General features: G+C 65.9%; 12 protein-coding genes. 5 read left to right on the top strand and 7 right to left on the bottom strand.

The genetic code is table 11. From position 1 onward, the window contains the following. Positions 1 to 218 precede the first annotated feature (218 nt). Together Q8T13_16005 and Q8T13_16000 are read left to right on the top strand one after the other, a co-directional pair. Positions 219 to 929, top strand: a complete 711-nt coding sequence (locus Q8T13_16005) for a response regulator transcription factor (GenBank protein ID MDP3719266.1) — start codon at positions 219 to 221, stop codon at positions 927 to 929. Beyond that, positions 922 to 2,475 (top strand): HAMP domain-containing sensor histidine kinase, encoded by a 1,554-nt coding sequence (locus tag Q8T13_16000; protein MDP3719265.1) that lies wholly within the window; start codon positions 922 to 924, stop codon positions 2,473 to 2,475. The genes Q8T13_16005 and Q8T13_16000 overlap by 8 nt, the downstream gene beginning before the upstream one ends. On the opposite strand, the gene Q8T13_15995 is transcribed toward Q8T13_16000, so the two are convergent. Then, the gene (locus Q8T13_15995) at positions 2,459 to 6,133 is read right to left on the bottom strand and encodes an Npt1/Npt2 family nucleotide transporter (protein ID MDP3719264.1); all 3,675 of its coding nucleotides are present in this window, start codon (positions 6,131 to 6,133) and stop codon (positions 2,459 to 2,461) included. The genes Q8T13_16000 and Q8T13_15995 overlap by 17 nt on opposite strands. Positions 6,134 to 6,188: 55 nt before the next feature. Between Q8T13_15995 and Q8T13_15990 the strand changes: the two genes are divergently transcribed. Beyond that, on the top strand, positions 6,189 to 8,975 hold the full coding sequence (locus Q8T13_15990) for an Npt1/Npt2 family nucleotide transporter (GenBank protein ID MDP3719263.1): 2,787 nt from the start codon (positions 6,189 to 6,191) through the stop codon (positions 8,973 to 8,975). 102 nt (positions 8,976 to 9,077) lie between these two features. Here Q8T13_15990 and Q8T13_15985 read toward each other — a convergent pair whose 3' ends face one another. Both Q8T13_15985 and Q8T13_15980 read right to left on the bottom strand, forming a co-directional pair. Continuing rightward, positions 9,078 to 10,103: a hypothetical protein gene (locus tag Q8T13_15985; GenBank protein MDP3719262.1), complete on the bottom strand. Its 1,026-nt coding sequence runs from the start codon at positions 10,101 to 10,103 to the stop codon at positions 9,078 to 9,080. Continuing rightward, on the bottom strand, positions 10,100 to 12,040 hold the full coding sequence (locus Q8T13_15980) for a M1 family metallopeptidase (GenBank protein MDP3719261.1): 1,941 nt from the start codon (positions 12,038 to 12,040) through the stop codon (positions 10,100 to 10,102). The genes Q8T13_15985 and Q8T13_15980 overlap by 4 nt, the downstream gene beginning before the upstream one ends. A 183-nt stretch (positions 12,041 to 12,223) precedes the next feature. Between Q8T13_15980 and Q8T13_15975 the strand changes: the two genes are divergently transcribed. Further along, positions 12,224 to 13,225 (top strand): dihydrodipicolinate reductase, encoded by a 1,002-nt coding sequence (locus Q8T13_15975; GenBank protein ID MDP3719260.1) that lies wholly within the window; start codon positions 12,224 to 12,226, stop codon positions 13,223 to 13,225. Between the two features lie 120 nt (positions 13,226 to 13,345). Continuing rightward, positions 13,346 to 14,593, top strand: coding sequence for a hypothetical protein (locus tag Q8T13_15970; GenBank protein ID MDP3719259.1), 1,248 nt, complete (start codon positions 13,346 to 13,348; stop codon positions 14,591 to 14,593). Here the strand turns inward: Q8T13_15970 and Q8T13_15965 are convergent. The 4 genes from Q8T13_15965 to Q8T13_15950 form a co-directional block, all read right to left on the bottom strand. Beyond that, positions 14,590 to 15,117, bottom strand: coding sequence for a GNAT family N-acetyltransferase (locus Q8T13_15965; protein ID MDP3719258.1), 528 nt, complete (start codon positions 15,115 to 15,117; stop codon positions 14,590 to 14,592). The two genes, Q8T13_15970 and Q8T13_15965, sit on opposite strands and share 4 nt — an antisense overlap. A gap of 136 nt (positions 15,118 to 15,253) precedes the next feature. Next, entirely contained in the window at positions 15,254 to 15,394 is a 141-nt protein-coding gene (locus Q8T13_15960; protein ID MDP3719257.1) for a hypothetical protein, read from the bottom strand. Between the two features lie 236 nt (positions 15,395 to 15,630). Then, positions 15,631 to 17,424 (bottom strand): sigma-54 dependent transcriptional regulator, encoded by a 1,794-nt coding sequence (locus Q8T13_15955; GenBank protein MDP3719256.1) that lies wholly within the window; start codon positions 17,422 to 17,424, stop codon positions 15,631 to 15,633. A gap of 955 nt (positions 17,425 to 18,379) precedes the next feature. Further along, entirely contained in the window at positions 18,380 to 20,716 is a 2,337-nt protein-coding gene (locus Q8T13_15950) for an HD domain-containing protein (protein MDP3719255.1), read from the bottom strand. Positions 20,717 to 20,806 lie beyond the last annotated feature (90 nt).

Genomic DNA, 20,806 nt, shown 5'->3' with positions numbered 1-20,806 from the left:
GTTCGATACCTACAACGGGCCGTTCCTACGGAACGGCCCCAGTGCCCTCGGTGAGCCAGGATGCTCGACACCGTTATCTCCGTTCATACGCTCCACCTAACCTATGAGACGGGATTGTCGTGGCAGAGCCGTGGCGGGGATGTGAGAAAACTGTGGCACGGCCCGCAAGCCCCAAGCCTCAAGCCCCAAGGCCGCAACTTTGTGGAACACTTCCAGTAATGTCCCGCGTCCTGGTCGTCGAAGACGACACGCACATCCGCGATCTCATCGTCTTGCATCTCGGCCTGGAGGGCCTGGAGACCGATGCCGTGGGTGACGGCCTGGAAGGGCTGGCGCGAGCCGCGTCGCAGTCGTACGACCTGATCGTGCTCGACCTGATGCTGCCGGGCATGGACGGCGTGTCGATCTGCCGATCGATCCGGCGGGAGGGGCCGAACCAGGACGTGCCGATCATGATGCTCACCGCGCGGCGCGAGGAGAGCGACAAGGTGCTGGGCCTTGAAAGCGGCGCCGACGACTATCTCGCCAAGCCGTTCGGCATTCGTGAATTGTTCGCCCGGGTGCGGGCGCTGTTGCGGCGGCCACGACGGTCGCAGCTGCAGGCCGAAGCCGCGTCGGCCGGTGAACGCCCGGTCGAGATCCACGGGCTGCATATCGACCCCGCGCGGCGGGGCCTGCGTGTTCGCGGCAAGGACGTCGACCTCACGGCGCAGGAGTTCCGCCTCCTGTCCGTGCTCGCGACGCATCCGGGCATCGTGTTCAGCCGCGAAGCGCTGCTGACGCGCGTGTGGCCCGATCACACCTACGTCACCGAACGCAGCGTCGATTCGCTGGTCAAGCGGCTGCGCCGGCGCGTGGAGGAAGATCCTGCCAACCCGGCCATCATCCTCACCGTCTGGGGCAGTGGCTACAAGTGTGCCGATGTCTAGCCATTCGACTCGGCTGCCGCCGCCTCCGGCGGCGACAGCCTCGCTCAGGCCAGGGCGTGCGTTCGGCCGCAGCCTCTATTGGCGCATCGGCCTCGGCCTGATCCTGTTCCTGGCCATCACCCTGGGCCTGCAGGTCGGGCTCTTCATCTGGGTCGCGGGCGAAACCGAAGGCGGCATGCCCGAGCGCATGGGCCGCGACTTCGCCGAGTTGGTCGCGTCGGACTTCGAGTCGGCGCTCACCCAGGATCCCGCCCTCGACCTCGAGGCCTACGCGAAACGCCGCATCAGCGAACTTCATCGTCCGGCCGCGATCATCTTCGCCGACGGCCGCGTGGTCGCGCCGCCGAACGTCGACGTGCCGTCCGGCATGCGCATGCCTGGGCCGTTCAAGCGGCGTTCCGGTCCGCCAGGGGGCGGCCGCGGCGGTTCGCCAGGGCGCGAACGCCGGCCGCCGCCGGGCTTCGACGGCCCGCCGCCGGGGGCGCTTCCCCGCACGCCGTTTGGCGGACCGCGCCGCGGCCCCGTGATGGCGCCGATCGAACACAACGGTGATGTCGTGGCCGTCGTCTGGGTACCGCCGCTGACCGGCTTGCGCCGGGTGGCCGATGAAATTGGCACGCCGCTGGCGATTGGTGCGTTCCTGTTGCTGATCGCCGGCACGGCGCTGGCGGCCCTGGTGATCTTCCGCCCGGCGCAGGCACGCCTGCGCGCGCTCGAGGACGCGGCGCGCCGGTTTGGCGAGGGCGACCTGTCGGCCCGCGCGCCCGCGATTGGCGGCGATGAGGTGTCGGCGGTGGCCGAGGCGTTCAACCGCATGGCCGGTGACCTGGCCGCGCGGCAGGCGCAGCTGACCGAGGCCGACCGCGCACGCCGGCAGTTGCTGGCTGATGTGTCGCACGAGTTGATGACGCCGCTGACGGCGATTCGCGGCTACGCCGAGACCCTGGCTCTGCCGCAGTTCGCGCCGCCGAGCAAGGAGGGCACCCGCGCCGTGAAGGTCATCCAGGAGGAAGGCGAGCGCATCGAGCGCCTGGTCGGCGACCTGCTGGACCTCGCGCGATTCGAGGCCGGCGGCATCTTGCTGGCGCAGGAATCAGTGGATGTTGGCGAGTTGTTCGACCGCGTCACCGAGCGTCACGCCCAGACCGCCGAGGATAAGCACGTGGCCGTAGTCGTCGAGCTCCACGACGAGGACTTGCGGCTGGTCGGCGATCCCATGCGCATCGAGCAGGCGCTGCAGAACCTGGCCGCCAACGCCCTCAAGCACACCCCGCCCGGTGGGGTTGTTCGCCTTGGCGCGCGGCGCGACGACGGCCGGGTGCTGCTGACCGTGTGTGACAACGGCCTCGGCATACCCGCGGAGCACCTGCCCCACGTCTTCGACCGCTTCTACAAGGCTGACCGCTCGCGCTCCCAGTCGGGATCGGGATTGGGCCTGTCGATTGTGAAGGCGATCGTCGAGCGCCACGGCGGCCGAGTGGCCGTCCGCAGCGTCCCGAATGTCGAAACGGTGTTCGAGGTGACGCTGCCTATTTCCCGCGCCTGAGCAGGATCGAGAACAGACCCTGCAGCAGGTCGGTGTGATCCGCCAGTAGCTCGAACAGTGAATCGCGCTCGAGCTTGAGGGCGGTCCCCGTCGACAGCACCGTCACGCTCGCGTCGAACCGTGTCCCGCCGAGGGTTTCGTACATGCCGATCACGTCGCCGGCCACGGCGGTCGCCGACCGGCCGTCGGCCGTGTCCACCCGCAGCGAGCCGCCGAGGACGATGAGGATGGCGGCCTCGCCGCCGCGGGTCAGGGCTTCGGTGCCGCTGGAGAGCGTCACGGGCCGCGCGATCGCCGACAGCCGCCAGAGCTGCGCCGCCGTCGCGTGCGCCAGCAGCGGGCTCGACTGCAGCAGCAGCAGCCGATCCACCGGCTGCAGCTCTGTCGCGATCCGTTCCTTCAGCTCGGGCGCGACCGCGCCCTGAATCAAGGTATGGCCGACGTCCAGGTGGTTGGTGTGAATCATCAGCCGGAAGAGACCCTCGGCCAGTTCGACGTTCTCCGACAACAACGCCAGGAACTCGTCGTTGGTCAGCACCAGGCTGATGAGGCGCTCGGTCGCGGTCACCGTCATCGGCATGGGCGAGCCTTCGAGGACCTGTTCCACCGCCAGTGGCGCGGGTGCGGCAATCTCGGTCACGCCGTGGCTGCCGGCGGCGCGCGCCATTCCGTCGAGCAGGAACTGGACTGTTCGCGGCTGTTCGCCGCGCTGGTACAAGGTCCGTCCCGCCTCGAACCGCGCCTGGCGGCCCAGGCGCGCCAGCCGGAACAAGTCGTTGACCTGCGTGTACTCGAACAGCGGCAACCGCCGCAGGCGATCGGCGAGTTCGACCGAGGGCAGAGGTTCCTGCCACAGTTCCCGGCGCCGGTCGGCCGGCATGCGGTGCGCCGCCAGCGCCCACGACGCCGCCTCGAACATGTGCTGGTCCTTGGCATCGCGGTGAGCGAGCACGTGTTCCAGGTCGTCGGCGAGCGACCACATGCCGCGCGACTCGACCAGCAGCACGGCCGCCGCCGCAATCGACTCGTCTTCGTCGTGCAGTAACTGCGCCATGGTGTCTTCCACGTCGCGGACGCGGGTGCGGTAGATGACGTTGCCCTTGCGGATGCGTTCGTCCGCCGGCATGTCCTCGACCAGGATCATCACGCGCTTGCGCACCTCGCCGGCCAGCAGGTTGTCGAGGTACTCGATGCCGCGCGAGCGGACCTTTGGGTCGCTGTCGTCGAGCGAGTGCCGCACTGCAGCAATATCCGACGGCGAGTTGAGCAGGCCCAGCAGCTGGAACGTGCGGCCCAGCCGGCGGTTGTGCTTCTCCGTGAGCGAGCGGGCCAGCAGCGACTCGGTCTCGAGGCCCCCGGCCACGAACAGGTTGTGATGCAGCGTGAGGGCGCTGTAGGCAAGGCCGGCCTCGGCGTGCAGGTGCCGCGTGATGATGGCCGCATCGAGCGTGAGCTCAGGGCTGGTCCGGCGAATGCGCTCGAGGGCCGACACCGCCTTGAACTTCAGGAAGCCGTCGGAATCCTCCAGCGCGGTGAGCAACGCGGCGACCGATGACGGGAACGCGAGCTGGCCCAGCGTCGAGGGCACGTGGCGCCTGACCCAAATGTCCTCTTCGCGGTCGAGCATGAAATAGGCGAGTGGCGCCACCACCGGTTCGCCGTAGCCGACCAGCACGTGCCGGGCCGCCGACTTCAGCCGCCGGTTCCGCAGCAACGACACCAGCGGTGGCACGAACAGGAAGTCCTGCGCGCCCAGCTTGCCGGCGCTCTCGATCGCGGCCAGCGCGACCTCGACGTTCGAGTCGTACATCAGCGGCACCAGCAACGGACGGAACGCCGGGTTGGCGACGTCACCCAGGGCCCGCGCCGCCAGCAACCGGGCCGGCGTGGCCTGCTCGCGCGTGTCGCTGGAGAACCGCCGGAGCTGATCTTCCGCAGCCGCCACGTCGGCAGCCTGCGCGCTCGACGCCAGCGCCGATGCGGCGACAATCGCCAGGCCCTGGTCGCGGTCCTTGAGAAAGGGCCGCATGACATCCGCCGCCGCCTGGCCACGCAGCGACGCCAGTGCGCCGACTGCCGCAATCCGCACCGCCGCGTCGGGATCCTTCAGGGCCCGTTCCACTCGCGGCAGCCAGCGATCGGCGGCCGCCCGGCCCGCCGCTTCGGCCACGCCGAGGGTGCGGGCGCGAATCTCCGCCGACTCATGGGCCATCAGCAGCGGCGTCACCAGGTGCCGCTTGTCCATCGCGTCGAGCAGGTCAATGGCGTAGAGCACGCGGCGCGGCTCGGGGTGCGACAGCTCGCTGACCAGGGTTTCGATCGACTGTGGGTCCAGGTTCGTCGAGCGCAACTCCGCGGGCGCCACGTCCTGCTGTTCGATGCTGCGGCGGAAGGTCCGCAGGTACTCGCGGCGCGCCAGCATCGCCGTGGCCACCCACAGCCCCACCATCGTCAGGCTGGCGTAGCTCAGTTGCTGCCAGGTCCAGCCCAAGCCCCAGTCCTTGATCAGCACCAGGATCAGCAGGGCGCCCATACCCTTTGCCAGCCGGTCCATCGTGACGTCGATAAACGGCTTGGCGCGGTATTTGAGCTCGGCTGGGAGCGGCAGGAACAGGACCTCGCGCGAGGTCTTGTCCACGGTGTAGCGCAGCGACGTGTCGAGCACCCGCGCCAGGCCCGGCGCCCACAATGCCCCGTTGAACAGCATGATCACGGCGGTGGTGCCCAGGCTCATCGGCAGCACCAGGAGCGCGAACCCGATGCCCATCACGCGGTGGATGCGGCTGGTCAGCCCGACCTGGATCACGAAGCCGATCAACGACAGGTAGACCGTCACCTGCGCCAGGAACGCGGCGATGGCATCGGAGTTGGTGGCGCCCTTGGCCTCGGCGGTCGCCATGTTCAGCTGCTGCTCGATGATCGCCGCGCCGACCGCGGCAAAGGCAATCACCAGCGCGATCACCTGCAGGTGGCGTGACGATCCCAGCAGCTGGATCGCCTCACCGCTGCTGACCCCTTCTTCTTCGCCGGTCTTGGTAGCGTCGCTCGTGCCGGCCGCCTGCTCGCGCTTCATGATGAAGGTCACGATCACGAAGCACAGCCCCATAATCGCGGCGCTCAGCAGCAGCATCTGCCGGGCGCCGATCGACTCGACCAGGAACGCGGTCAGCGCCGCGCCGGTCGCGCCGCCCAGGCTGGCGCCGCCGCCGATGAAGCCGAAGATGCGCTTGGCCTGCCGCGCATCGTAGACGTCGTTGGCCAGCGTCCAGAACTGGCTGATCAGCAGGATCCCCAGGATCAGCGCCAGCACGTAGAACGCGACCGCCACCCAGTCGGCGCCGATGGTGGTGAACAGGAACCAGAACAGCAACAACAGGCCGGCCATGCCGGCCTGCGTCACGGGAATGGTCCAGCGCTGCGGCACCGGCTTCATCAGCACCGTGTAGCCCTGCATCAAGAAGCCGATCAGCACGCCGGCGCCGAACTGCACCCACGGCAGGTTGTCGGCGCCCAGGCTCGAGATGAACTCCGACCGCGTGATCGGCTTGACGATGTTGTAACTCGTCATCGCCAGGAACGAGTACAGGAACATCAGCAACGCGGTGGTCGACTCGCCGTTGCGCAACTGGACGATGGGGCCGAGGATGCGAGAGAGCATGGGATGGCGCGGGATGGCCTGAATCTTATCCTAAGGTAAACTCCCGCAGGGCCTGATGCTAAGTCTTGTTGAACGCGTGCTCGGCCTCACCAGCCGCGAGCTTCGGCGGGCCTTCCCGCTCTTCGCCTACCTGTTCCTGACCATGGCCAGCAGCGTCGCCAGCAAGGCGGCGCGCGATGCGCTGTTCCTGGACCGCTATCGCGCCATCGACCTGCCCTATGTCGACATCGCCATTGCCGTCCTGGTCGGCGTCGCCGCGAGCGTCTACCTGTGGATCGGCCACCGCACCAACCTCCGGAACCTGTTGGTCGGCAGCATCCTGTTCTTTGCCGCCAACGCCATCCTGTTCTGGACCTGGGCGGCCTCGTCTGAGACCGAGTCGGGCGCGCTGTTCATCGCCATCTACATCTGGGTCGGCGTGTTCTCGGTGCTGGCGCCGTCCCAGGTTTGGACGCTGGCCAATTACGTCATGACGACCCGCGAGGCCAAGCGCTCGTTCGGGTTCATCGGCAGCGGCGCCATCCTGGGCTGGATCGTCGGCGGGCTCGCGACCCGCGAAGGCGTCTCCCGCTTCGGCACCGAGAACATGCTGGCCTTCATTGCGCTGTCGCTGTTTGGCTGCGCCGGCCTGGTGATTTTGATCTGGCGCGATCGTCCCGACTACGTCGGCAACGATATGCCCGCCGCGGGCACCGAGACCGATTCCCGCACGCTGTGGGGCAGCCTGGCGCTGGTCCGCGAGTCGCCCTACCTGCGCGCGATCGCCGCGCTGATCCTGATCTCGGCGCTCGCCACCACCGTTGCCGGGTGGCAGTTCAAGGCGATTGCCAAGGCAGCGATTCCCGGCACCGACGAGCTGGCCATGTTCTTCGGCACCTTCAACATGATCGCCGGGGTCATGTCGCTGCTGCTCCAGTTGCTGTTGACCGGCCGCGTGCTGCGCACGGCCGGCGTCGGCGCGGCCCTCTTTATCGTGCCGACCGCCATGCTCATGGGGTCACTCGGCGTCTTCCTGCTGGGCACGCTCGTGGCAGCCGCGGCCCTCAAGGCGAGCGACCAGGTGTTGCGCTACTCGATCGACAAGGCGACCACCGAGTTGCTGTACCTGCCGGTGCCGGCCGCCCACACCTTTCGCGTCAAGTCGTTCATCGATACCGTCGTCTACCGGCTGGGCGATGCCGGCGGCGGCCTAATCATCCTGCTGTTTGCCGCGGCGCTGCAGTGGTCGGCGGTCGACATGTCGCGCGTCGGCGTCGTGCTGCTGGGCGCCTGGCTGGTGGCGGCGTGGATCGCGCGCCGGCAGTATGTCGAGAACCTGCGCGAGAGCATCCACCAGCACCGGGTTGATTACGAGCGGGCCTCGATGCCGGTGATGGAGCGCGACGCCACCGCGCTGATCTCGTCGCGCCTCAAGGGCACGACCCGGGAGATCGCCTACGCGCTCAGCCTGTTCGAGATGGCGCACGACCGCAAGGTGCACCCCGCGGTTCGCGGCCTGCTGCGCCATGAGCAGCCCGAGATTCGGCGCCAGGCGATTGCGCTGCTCGCGCGCGCCGGCGACACCAGCGTCAAGGCGGAGGTCGAAGAGCTCCTGCGCGACCCCAGCCTGGAGGTGCGCACCGAGGCGCTGATGTACCTGACGACCTTCGACCAGACCGACCCGCTGGAGCGGATCGAGTCGCTTGGCGACTTCGAGGATTTCTCGATTCGCGCGGCCGTGGTCGCGTTCCTGGCCCGCCCCGGCGCGACCCAGAATGTTGAGGCGTCGCGGCTGATGCTCGCCCGGATGGCCGAAGAACAGGGCGACCAGGCGCTGCGCACCCGCCTCGAGGCGGCCCGTCTGATCGGCACGTTGCCCGACCTGTTCGAACGTGAGCTGCGCACGTTGCTGGACGATGAGGACGTCGCGGTGGCGCGGGCGGCGATTGCCGCGGCCGGCAAGCTGAAGAAGCGGACCCTGACCGCGACCCTGATCGAGCGTCTCGCCGACCCCTCGCTGGCCCAGGCCGCCATCGACGCCCTGGCCGAATTTGGCGACCGCATTGTCGGCACGCTGCGCGACTACCTGACCGACGAGGAGTTGAACACCGACGTCCGCCGCGAGATTCCCAAGGTCTTGCAGGCGATCGGGTCGCAAGCCGCCCAGGCCGTGTTGATCGAAAGCGTGCTCGACCGGGACGTGATCCTGCGTTACCACGTCATCGCGGCCCTCAACAAGCTGGGCCAGCAGCACCCGGAGCGGTCCACTGATCGCAAGCTGATCGAATCGGTGCTCGCGGCCGAGATCATGGGGCACTACCGGTCGTACCAGGTGCTCGGCACCCTGGGCGCCTCGCTCGAAGACGATGCCAACCCGATCGCGCACGGGTTGCGGGAGTCGATCGAGAAGGAGGCCGAGCGGATCTTCCGCCTGCTCAAGATCCTCTACCCGCAATACGACATGCACAGCGCCCATGTGGGCCTGCAGTCGAACGATCCGATCGTCCACGACAACGCCGTCGAGTTCCTGGATTCGGTGCTGCCGCCCGAAGTGCGGGCCGTGTTGATTCCGCTGTTCGACCGCGAGGTGCCGGTCGCGGTCCGCATCGAGTCGGCCAACCGCATGCTGGGGGCCGCCCTCGGCGATCGGGAGGAGGCCATCGAGGTGATGGCGCTCAGCCAGGACCCGTGGCTGCGGTCCTGCGCGGCCTATGCCATGGGAGAAATGCGGCTGACACGGTTTGCCGCCACGCTGGACGAGTGGGCGAAAGACAGCGAACCGCTGCTGCGCGCGACCGCCATCGACGCCCGCGAGAAGCTGCGCCACGCCGCGGCCTCGGCCGCCGGCGTCGATGCCCTCTGAATGTGGCGTCCGCCATCTGCATGTGGTGTCCGGCCTGAATGTGGCGTCCGGCTTCTTGACCCGCCGTAGCCTTGGGCGGAGGCAGTTAGCCGGACCATTGCCTTACGCCGGACCGATTGCTTCCGCCGCCGGCGAGTCCGGCCACTTCGCGAGCCGGCGCGCCGTGTAGCCGGCGTGCGCCAGGCGGCCCTGGAACAAGGCCGTTTGCGAGGCCGCGAATTGCAGGCGGATGACCACGCGCAGCACGATGAACAGTTGCCCGATGGCGAACGCCAGGGCGTTGGCCGCCGCGCCAGGCGCGGCCAGGTAGTAGAGGAACAACACCGCCAGGAACGCCAGCGAGTTGAGCGCGTACAGGCCGATCGTGGCACCGAGGTTGCGGCGCACGAACCGGAGGCCCGCCGAGAGCGCCCCGATCATGCTGCGCCGGTCCTCAACCACCGCCCGCACCTTCGCATAGTCGAACACCAGGTTGGCGAGCAGGACCAGCGCGCCGAACACCGTATAGAGGGCCAGCCGATAAAAAAATGCCGTTCGCTCGACCGTCAGCTCGTCGATCAGGCGCGGGTAGACACCGTCGAAGAGCCAGCGGTGGACGGTGATGAACAGGAACGCGTAGACCGCGACCGTGACCACGCTCAGCCTGACGAAGCGGAAGACATAGACGCCGCAGGCCGCGAAGAAGGCGCCCGCGCCGATGGCGTGATCGCGCGCCAGGCGGTCCAGTACGCCGCCAATCAGGAAGGTCGACACCAGCAACTGGGCCGCGACCACCCACACCACGGGCGCGGGCGGCCCGCTGCCGTCAGCAAGGCCGGCCAGGTTCGCGAGCACCGCGGCAAAGCTGAGGATCGCCGGAACGAACGTCTGGCCCACACCGGACGAGTGCGCCAGGAACTCGTTCCACCAGTCGAAGTTCATGCCATCGGCAGCGGCTTGCGCGGCCAGGCTATCGCCCAGGTGCTGGCCGATCAGGCCGTGCAAGGCCAGCGACAGCGGCAGCGCGAGCAGCAGCGTCGATAGCCACACGCCGAGCACCAGCCACGGCGCCCGCTTGACGCGCATCAAGCCATCGACGAACGAATGCACGGACCCTGCCTCGCCGGAGCCTTGGCGAAGGCGGGTCATACGAAGAACGCGTAGGTCATCATCAGATCCTGGAGCCACACCATCCAGCGCAGCGACCACTTCGTCGCTGCCGTCTCGGTCGCCGGGGTCATCGCCTTGCTGTTGTTGGTGAAATTCGTGTCGAGCAGCAGCACGCGCTCGGGGTCGACCTGCGCCGACACGGCCTGGACCGGGCGCTCGAACGTGAAGGCATGCCAGCGGGCGCGGCCGTCCCAGGTCTCGCGCGCCTGCTCGCCGTTGCTGAAGGTGACCAGCACGTCGACGGGGAAGATGCCCGCTTCGAGCCGGCGCACCACCACCGTCGTCCGATACGTCCCGGCCGGGGCCTGCGCTTCGAAGGCGAGCGCATCGTTCAGGCCCCGCGCCGCCACGGGCGCGCTGTCGAGCCGCTCGATGGCGTAGTCGAACCTGTTCGAGCTGCGATAGACCTGGTCGAAGAACCAGGCGTGCGGCTGGCCCGTGACCTCATCAACGGTCGCGAAGAAGTCGTCGGGTTGCGGATGCTTGAACTGCCAGCGCGCGAAGAACGTGGCCAGCACCTTTTGCATCACTTCCCATGTGTGCCGTCGCTCGAGCGTGTGCAGCATGAGCGCGGCCTTGTGGTACGACTGCGCCTGGTGCGCGCCCGGCCACAACGCGTAGGTCGGCGTCGACAGCGCGTCGCGGTCGCCGGCGCGGCGGTAGGTGTTCATCCAGTTGGTGTCGGTCGCGCGCTTCAGCGGGATGTCGCGGAACTGCCAGGGGATGAAGTCGCCAAAGAACCGCTGGACCAGGTAGTTCGGTTGCAGCGCCACGGCCTGCACCCGCGAGTCCGAGTACTCGTTGAGCCCCTCGTCCAGCCAGGCGCGCTCGGTCTCGTTGTTGGCGACCATCCCGTACCACCACTGGTGCCCGGCTTCGTGCAGGACGACGTACTCGGGGTCGTTGGTGCCGCGCGGCGACAGCCAGCGCGCCCCGCCGGTGAAAATGGTCGGGTACTCCATGCCGCCCGAGTTGCTTTGAAACGCCGGGTCGACGATCGTGAGGTGTCCGTAGGGATACGCGCCGTACCACTCGCCGTAATAACGCAGCGCCGCGGCGGTGCCGGCGAAGTGCCGATCGGCCAGGCCCTCGTGCTCTGGTTGCAGCAGCAGCCGCATCTCGACCGGCGGCAGCCCGGCGTGCTCGAACCGCTGCGTCCTCTCGATGAAATCTGGACTTGTCGTCCACGCAAAGTCGTGCACGTCGTCCTGCACGTAGCGATGCGTGGTGGTGCCGCTGGCGGTGTCGGTCCGCGACTGTTCGCGGCCCGTGGCGCCAAGCGTCCAGCCCGACGGCACCGTCATGCGGACGTCGTAGCGGCCAAAGTCGGAATAGAACTCCGCATTGGCGAAGAACTGGCGGGCGGTCCAGCCGCCGGCTTCGAACACGCCAAGCTTGGGGAACCACTGCGAGACGAAGAAGTAGTTGCCGATGACGCCGGTGCGATCGAAGTTCTTCGGAAACTTGCCGGTCCAGGTGATCCGGAGCCGAAGGGTATCGCCGGGCTTGACGGCCGTGGTGAGGGCGGCCGACGCCAGGGAGCGGTCGGCGGGGTTCTGGTCGTCCGGCGAGATGTAGCGGAGCACCGGTTTCAGGTCCTCCCTCGTGCTCCCATCGTCGTTGAGGATCACGATGGTCGCTATTTCGGAGTAGCCGAAGTCGCCTGCCGCGGCGGCGCCAAGGGGGTCGTCACCGACGAGCCGGCGCTGTTTCAGCCAGGTGGAATCGGTATGGCGGAACGCGTTCCAGTACAGATGAAGGCGGATGGAGTACGCATCCAGGGTGCCGGTGTTCTGCCAGGTGATGGTCTCGCTGCCGGTCAGGGTGCGGGCCCCCGGGTCCAGCGTCACATCAATGTCGTAGTTGGCGTTCCGGGGCGACCGGGCCTGGCCCGCCGACTTGTCCACCGTAGCCATCGCGGTGGTGGAAGCGTCTTGACCGAACCTGGACGCGGAGGCGGGTCCCGCTGCCAATGCGAGGACCGCCACCCATGCCAGAAAAAGATGTCTGCGAAGTCTGTTCCTGTCCTTCACCGGGCCCATCGTAACCCGGCTTGCCGCGCCGTAGCCCTGCGAAGGCGGGTATAATCCTAGGCTCCTATGCCGATTCGAGTGCTTCTCTATGGTCTTGGCCCCATTGGCGCTGCGGTCGCGCGCCAGGTGGCTTCACGCAAGGGTTTCCAGATTGTCGGCGCGGTGGACATCGACCGCGCGAAGATCGGCCTCGACCTCGGACAGGTCATTGGCCTCGACAAGAAGCTGCGCATCCGCGTCACCAACGACGCGGTCGGAGCAATTAAGGCCGGCAAGCCGGACGTGGCGGTACTCTGCACGAGTTCGTCGCTCAAGAAGGTGATGCCGCAGATCGAACAGGTGCTCGGCAAGAAGGTCGCGATTGTCTCGACCACCGAGGAACTGTCGTACCCGGTGGGCAAGAATCGCGCGCTGGCGAAGAAGATCGATGCGCTGGCCAAGAAGGCCAAGGTGGCGGTCGTCGGCACCGGCGTCAATCCGGGCTTCGCGATGGATGCGCTGCCGATCACGCTGACCGGCATCTGCGAGCGGGTCGACAGCATTCGCGTCGATCGCATCCAGGACGCGCGCACCCGCCGCCTGCCGTTCCAGCAGAAGATTGGCTCAGGGCTGACGAAAGAGCAGTTCGCCGCCAAGGTCAAGGATGGCAGCGTGCGTCACGTCGGCCTCGCCGAGAGCGTGCAGATGATTGCCGACTCGATGGGCTGGAAGCTCGATAAGGTCACCGACGAGATTCAGCCGAAGATTGCCGACAAGGCGGTCGAAAGCGAGCTCATTGCCGTGGACCCCGGCTACGTGTGCGGCATCATCCAGGACGGCATTGGCTACAGCAAGGGCAAGCCGGTGATCACGCTCCACATGGAGGCCTACCTCGGCGCGCCCGAATCGTTCGATGCGGTCACGGTCGAAGGCCACCCGCGCGTGACCTCGAAGGTGGCCGGCGGCCTGCACGGCGACGTCGCCACCGCGTCGATCACCGTCAACTCGATCCCCAAGATCCTGCGCGTGGCGCCGGGCTTGCGGACGATGGCCGACATGCCGATTCCGAGCTGGTTCGGCGGCAAGTAGCGTCCGGCTTTAGCCGGACCAGATGTGGCGTCCGGCTTCTTGACCCGCCGTAGCCTTGGGCGGAGGCGGTTAGCCGGACCAGATAGCCGGACCTGGCGCGGATGGCGGTATCCTGAAAGGGTGAAACCGGCCACCCTGTTTGCGCTTGCGGGCCTGGCCCTGGGCGGCGCCGTCTCGACGGCGGTGGCCCAGCGGCAGGGCGCGTTCGATCAATCGATCAACCACCCGGCGATCCGCTACAACACCACCGACGCCAATACCGTCGTCGACGCCCTCAACCGGAAGCTCGCCGACAAGTCGGCGGCCCTCGTCTTTGACGAGAAGTCCGGGTACCTCAAGTCGGTGCTCGACCTGCTGCGGATCCCGGTGGAGTCGCAGGTGCTGGTCTACACGCAGACCAGCCTGCAGGCGCAGCACATCACCATGACCAACCCCCGCGCGATCTATTTCAACGACCACGCGTCGGTGGGCTTCGTTCGCGGCAGTGGGTTGCTCGAAGTCGTGGCGCAGGACCCCGTGCTGGGCTCGGTGTTCTACGTGATCCACCAGGAACGAACCACCACGCCGAGCATTGGCCGCGAGTCGCAGTGCCTGCGCTGTCACCTGTCGTGGGACACCCTGGGCGTCCCCGGCCAGACCATCCTGAGCACGTTCCCGCGCAAGGACGAGACCGACTACGCCAACGGGTTCACCGTGGACCACTTCCGGCCCATCGAGGATCGCTGGGGCGGCTGGTACGTCACCGGCAAGCGTGTGCCGCCGAAGCACGCCGGCAACCTCCCCCTGTTCATGCCCCCGTCCGCCAAGGCTACGGGGGGCAGGCCCGCCGACAGGCCCATTCCGCCGCCGGCGCGCGTCTCGCTCGAGGGGCAGTTCGACCTGACCGGTTACCCCACGCCGTACAGCGACATCGTCGCGCTGATGGTGATGGAGCACCAGGCGCACCTCTTCAATCTGTTCACGCGCGCGACCTGGGAATCGCGGGTGGGCGGTCCGCTGTCGGATTCGCGGGTTGCCGAAGCCGCTGACGCGATTGTCGAGTACATGCTGTTCGTGGATGAAGCGCCGATCACCGGCGGCCCCATCGAAGGGTCGTCCGGCTTTGCCGAAAAATTCATGGCCGAAGGCCCCCGCGATCCGAAGGGCCGCTCGCTGCACGATCTCGATCTGAAGACGCGCCTGCAGAAATATCCGCTCAGCTACATGATCTACTCGCCGCCGTTCCGGGGGCTGCCGGCGCCGGTCAAGAGCCTGGTGATGGCGAAGATCGCGCGCGTGCTGGCGGGCGAGGAGGCGGGGCCGAAGTACGCGCACCTGACGCCGGCCGTGCGCCAGGCGATCCAGGAGATTCTGAAGGCGACGATCTAAGACTTCTGCCGCTGCAGCGTCCAGATGTATTCAGGCTGGCCGTTGCGCACCGACTCCTCGACGATCGTCGCGCCGAGCTTGCGCATGGCGCCGACGCCGCGGGCGTTGCGGACGAGCGTCCGGCCGACCAGCGTCTTGACCCCCCATTCGTTGAACAGGAAATCGAGGTAGAGGTCCACGGCTCGCTTGAAGACGCCGGAGCCCCACAGACCCGGTGACATGGCGAAGCCGATCTCGGCGCGGCTGTCGCCCTCCAGGCGCAGCGCCATGAACAGGCCCGACACTTCCTGGTTGCCGGCCAGCAGCGTGTAGCACGCGGCACGGTTGTCGGCGCGGCGCGACTGGCTGAGGGTAATCCAGGTGAGGAAGTCGTCGACGGTCGCCGGCGGCGGATCGAGGTGCGCCGACACGTCGGGCCGCGCGAACAGCGCCACGAGCGCCGCCGCGTCGGTCGCGTGCACTTCCCGCAGGCACAGTTCGTCCCGCGTCAGCACCGGCAAAGCATCCACGATCGCCTGGCTCACAGTGTTTCAAGGGCTCCCGGGAAGAGTCGAGGGGGCTGGGAGAGCCAACCTGCAGACAGTATGTCTCGGTTTGTCCCGCGGTCAAGCGGACCGGAGGCCTATTCCGTGCAAACCGCCCCAGCCCCGTTAACCAGCTCTACCGTAGTGCCCGGGTGAGCGTAAGCGGTAGCGAGACCCCCGCGCCGTCCGGGCGGAGAATGGTTCCGGTGGCGGTGGCCGCGGCCGGCGACGACAGCAGGCTGGCGGCGATCATGAACAGGCCAATGAAGACACGCATGGCGGAACTCCTTGATTTCAGAGCACACGGGTTGACGAGCGAGCCGAGGGAACGTCGAGTTAGAAGTCGTGCCGCGCCATGCTGATCCGGGCGAGATACAGCATGGCGGCCGACGTGGATGCCGTGCTCGCGGTTTGTCAAGAGGACGCCGGAGGCGGAGCTTCGGGCGCAGGGATGGCGGGCAAATCGCTGGCGCGGCGCGCCTGGTGGCTCGGTGACCTTCGCCCGGTGCGGCGCTATTCGATCCCGAGGCGCTGGCGCTTGAGGTACAGGCCCTTGCGCGACAGGCCGAGCAGCTTGGCCGCATCGTCCACTTTGCCGTTGCAGCTCTTGAGGGCGCGCTGGATGAGAGCGCGCTCCAGGTGTTCGGTGGCGGCGGCCAGCGGCTGATCGATCCGCATCACCATCTCGGTGGGTTCGAGGACAAGTTGATCGGCGGGTACCGTGCGGCGGCTTGCGGTGATGACGGCGGACAGGTGCTCGGGCATCAACACCGCGCCCGGCTCGGCCAGGGCCACCATGCGCCGCACTTCGTTGGCCAGTTGCCGCACGTTGCCCGGCCAGCGGTACAGTACCAGGTAGTGGAGTGTTTCCTCGGCGACCCGCAACAGCGGCCTCTGCAGCTCGTGTGAGAACTTGTCGAGGAAGTGCTCGACGAGCAGCGGGATCTCCTCGCGGCGTTCGCGCAGCGGCGGCACCTGCAGCGGAATCACGCTTAGCCGGTAATACAGGTCCTCGCGGAACCTGCCGTCGGCCACCAGTTGCTCGAGATTGGCGTTGGTGGCGGCAACCACGCGCACGTCTACGAACTGAGGCCGGGTTTCGCCCAGCGGCAGGATCTCGCCGGTTTCGAGGAAGCGCAGCAGCTTCGGCTGAGCCTCCAGGCTCATCTCGCCGATCTCGTCGAGCAACAGGGTGCCGCCGGCGGCCGAACGAATCAGCCCAGGCGAATCGTCCAGGGCGCCGGTGAAGGCGCCGCGGCGGTGGCCGAACAACTGGCTGTCGAGGATCTCGCGTGGCACGGTGGTGCAGTTGAATGGCAGGAAGGCGCGATCGCGCCGGCCCGACGCCTGGTGCAACGCGCGGGCGAACAGTTCCTTGCCGACGCCGGTCTCGCCTGTAATCAGCACGGCGAGGTTCGACGCCGCGATGTGGCGCACCGACTTGACCAGGTCGAGCATGCGCTCCGAGGCGCACACCAATCCGAGCTGCTGCTCCGGCGAGGGTTCCGGCCACAGAGTGGTGCGCTCGCGCTCCTGGACACGCGCCTGGACAAGGGCCAGGGCGGTGTGGACCAGCCGTTCGATGGCCAGCAGCGTGGCCCGCGAGGAGGCGGTGGGCTGTGGTTGTGCGACGATCGAAAAGTGGCGGTCGCGATGGAGTCCCAACGGCATTGAGATTAAGCCCGGGTCGGCCACCGCGTGCTCGCCGTTGCCGCCGGGTCCGCTTTCGACCATTCGAGCGTGCAGGGCAGCGCGGGTATCGGCGATCAGCGAGAGGGTCTCGGCACCGAGGAGGGGCGGATGGGCGGCGAGGTCAACGAGGGCGGCGATGCGTTCGGTGAGGGCGGCCGCCGGGGGGCGGAGGTCGGCGGGTGGTTGCGGCTGTAGGCCGTCGCGCCCCATCGGCGCGGCGGCGTGGCCATTGGCGTCCTGCGGCCGGGCGCCGCTGTCGCGGAGGTCGCGTTGAATCTCGCCGCCGGCGCTGAGGTTGCCGACAGCGTGCAGGATGCGGGCCGCGCGTGCGAAGTGGCCGGCGGCGGCCGCCGGATCGTCCTGAGCGGTGAGCCGGCCGGCGACACGCGACGCCTCGGCCAGCATTTCGAGGGGCGGTTCTGGGTTGGCGGTCACGGCGTCGGCCATCAGCTGGGCACCTTCTCTTACGCGGCCAATGCGCCCGAGGCCCTCGGCAGCAAGCAACTGCATCCGCTCGAGAAGATTACGATCGGCCATGCGTTCTATGCGGGGGATGGCATCGAGGGCGAGGGCGACACCGGCGTCGGCCTGCCCGGTTCGATAGAGCCACTTCACACGAGTGAGGAGATGCCAGAGTCCGTAATAGGAGTTGCCCCTCTCAAGCTTCTCTGAAGTCAAATAGACTTCATCAGCGAGGCTTCTCGCCAGCTCAAGGTCGCCAGACGTAAGAGCTAACTGCATCTGCGTATCGCGGATGCCTATTTCACACGCCTCGCCTCGTCGGACAATTCCGAGCACCTCGCCGATTACCCCTTTCGCCGCCTCAATCGACTCCTGCGCGACATTGATATACGCCAGATTTCCGAGGGCCGGAATCTTTAGCTCGCGTGAGCCCGACCGCTCTGCGCAATCTAGGGCCTCTCTCGTAGATTCAAGAGCCGCCGCGTAGTCTGCGTTGAAGATAGCGATTCCGGTGCTCGTGATTGCCAAGCGACCCTGTTGCCACACATTCGCGAATCCCCCGAGGATCGTCTTCGCGGTTTGGATACTTTGCTCGGCGGCGAGCAGTAGTCCCCTCTTGGCTTGGATCTCGGCACACAGGTAGTGCAGGGCGACCATCGAATGTGGATCGCCAGATCGAATTACTTCTTTGCGAAGCTTGGAGACTTCGATTGCGGCCGGTTCGATTCCTACCCAGTGCAGCAACCCCTGCGCAAAACTACACATGAACCTCGTCTGCAGGCGCGCATCCCCGGATTCAGCTGCCAACTGGGCTGCGCGCTTCATTCCACGTAAGCCGGCATCGATATGGCCAACGCTTAAGGTCCCCCGCCCGATGATGTCCCAACACGATGCTTTCTCGGAGTTTGTGAGCCGCTCCTTGAGTAGCCGTTCGGCCGAATCGATAGCGCGCGTCGGGCTTCCAACGTGAGGCTCAAGCTGACATCGTAAGACTCGCAACGCGAGTGGACGGTCCGGTTGCTCGTCGATAGCAGTTGCCGCGTCCCGGAAAAGGCCGCACTCCACCAATGAGATGATCGTTGACTCAGGAGTCACGGATCCCTCCGACTCAGTGCACTAGCGGCTTTCCTGACGACTGATCGCCTTGCTGAATCAAGCCAAGAACTCTACGCAGCTCAAGAGAATTGCCGATCTCCTTGACGCTGATTCCGAGACTTCTCTGAGCTGCTCTTGCGGTCGAACCTGAGTCGAGTCCGAGGCTGGTGAGTTGCCTCAGCGAAGCCGTGACGAGTAACTTATCAGACGACAGACGCACCACAGTGCCGGTGCGTCCAGTTGCCGCCGAGATGTTTGCTAACAGGTGGGCCTGTTCGGTGTTCCAGGTTCCGTCAGATCCTCCGTGCGGGAGGAGAGTCAACAAGACGATGGACTGAGAGTCTGGGTGGGAGCGAGCAACTCCACGAGCTCTGTGGGAAAGCAGGGCATCTAGAATCGCGTACAAGGCTTCTCGTGAAGACCGATTGCTTCCGTCGATTGCGGCAACTTGGTCATGAGCAACAGATGCAGAGAGAGCAGTTGCCAATTGCGGAGCGATGGATTGAATCAGTAGTCGTTGTTCGACCGCAATCTCGCCTCCTGCGCTCGCATAAAAGGTCAGAGTGCCGACAAGAAGATCCCCGTCCATCAACGGCACGCTTGAGCCGAGGTCCACTCCGGCGGATCTCGCGAGTTCGCTGGGAAGGTCTAGGGTGGCATCAGAGTTCCAGATTGGCGTCCTGTGGGCGGCTACCCATCCGGAAAGTCGCTCCCCGAGAGCAATTTCAGGTCCGCCGACCAACTGTGACAGTGGACCATCAGCGTAAAGGCACCGAATTGAGTGTTCGTTTTCTGCGACGGCGTACAACGCCACAGAGCGCGCATCGGTGAGGCGCAGGACCTGCCTAGACACAATCACGCCGAAATCCTCCACAGAGAGTCCTCGTGGAGACGGATGAATAGATCGTAATAGGGAGAGGATCTGGAGCGGTAGCTGCTCAGGGACCTCGCCTAGTGGCGGGGCTGTCGTCTCTGGCGTTATTCGGAGCTTGGTCGCAATTGAATCGATGGCGTCCTTCTCGCGGTCTCCTTCTTGCGCCTCTTCGGAAAGTTGCTTCTGGGTCTCGATAAACTTGTCGACAATTAATGGGTCGTACATGGATCCTCTTCGCTGAACCAATATCTGGATGGCGTCATCAACAGACAGTCGCGGCCGGTAGGGCCGGTCCGATGTCAATGCGTCATAACAATCGACAACAGAGAGCACCCTAGCACCCAGAGGAATCTCGACACCCTTCAGGGCGTCCGGATATCCGGTGCCATCCCAGCTCTCGTGGTGGTGGCGGACGATTGGAACGACCGGATAAGGGAATTCAATGGATGAAAGAATGTCCGCGCCGATGTTGGCATGTTGCTTCATGACGTCGAACTCATTCGACGTAAGCCGCCCTGGCTTGTTGAGGATGAATTCAGGAATCGCAAGCTTTCCCATGTCGTGCAACAGAGCCGCCGCTTCGATCGCTTTGATCTGGGTGTCATCGTTGACGCCTACCGCTCTCGCCAGGCCAACCGCGTATCGCTGAACACGCCGAATATGTCCGTGCGTTATCTGGTCCTTTGCGTCAATCGCCATGGCGAGCGTCTCGATGGTGGACAAGTACATCGCGTTGACTTGTGTCAGATGGCGATTGGCATCTTCGATTCGGCCGAGAGATGTTTTGAACGTGAGATATGAAACCAGAAGGAGCGGAACGATGATCCCCAGGGTTGTTAGATCAATCTCGCGAGAATACGTAACCAGTAACCCTGCTACTGAGCCGCCGACGAAGTAGTTAACCGAAAGCCACAGAAAATTGTCGCGCCATATGGCGAACGGCGGCCGTCCTTTTTCGAGAGCAAGAGCAAATGTGACCAGCCAGCTGTTAAGCAGGAAGTAAGTAAGCGCACACAGGAAAAGCGGAAACAGGATTCGTCCGAGTGGCGTCGGTTCAATCGAGTAGGGCTGTATCCCGGCGACGCCGAAAAACACCTGTGCCGCGGTGTTAGTCGATAGCGCCACTGCCGAGACGTTGAAGATGACCCGAAATGGTTCGCGGGTGTTCCGACCGACGCGAAGTGAGATGATCAGCGCATCCAGAAGAGCGATGATCGTTCCTGCGGCAGGTCCGAAGAGAAGCACAGAAACGAGGACAAATGTGTCAGAGACCGAAAGGTGCGCCGGAATTCCGGGAATACGAACCGTGAACGCCCCAGTCAGAAGGGTCAGTGCCGCGAGAATTAGCCACTGAGGGTCGACCTGCTGGACAAACAGCTGACCGAGGGAGTGCGCTGCAATTGCGAGGCCAATTGCTGACACTCCAAGGACATACACCTTGCCAAGTTTCGATAGCGTCGTGAATCGCGCAGCCATAGAGGCGTCGCTAGAATAGCGCCGTGTTTACTATTCGCCCCAGATGATGAGCTTTGCCATGTTCGTCTCCTCGCAGAATCGTGCAGTTAA

This window comes from Acidobacteriota bacterium (genome assembly GCA_030697165.1).
Taxonomy (GTDB): Bacteria; Acidobacteriota; Vicinamibacteria; order Vicinamibacterales; family UBA2999; genus 12-FULL-67-14b.
This window is presented reverse-complemented; position numbering and strand designations above follow the sequence as displayed.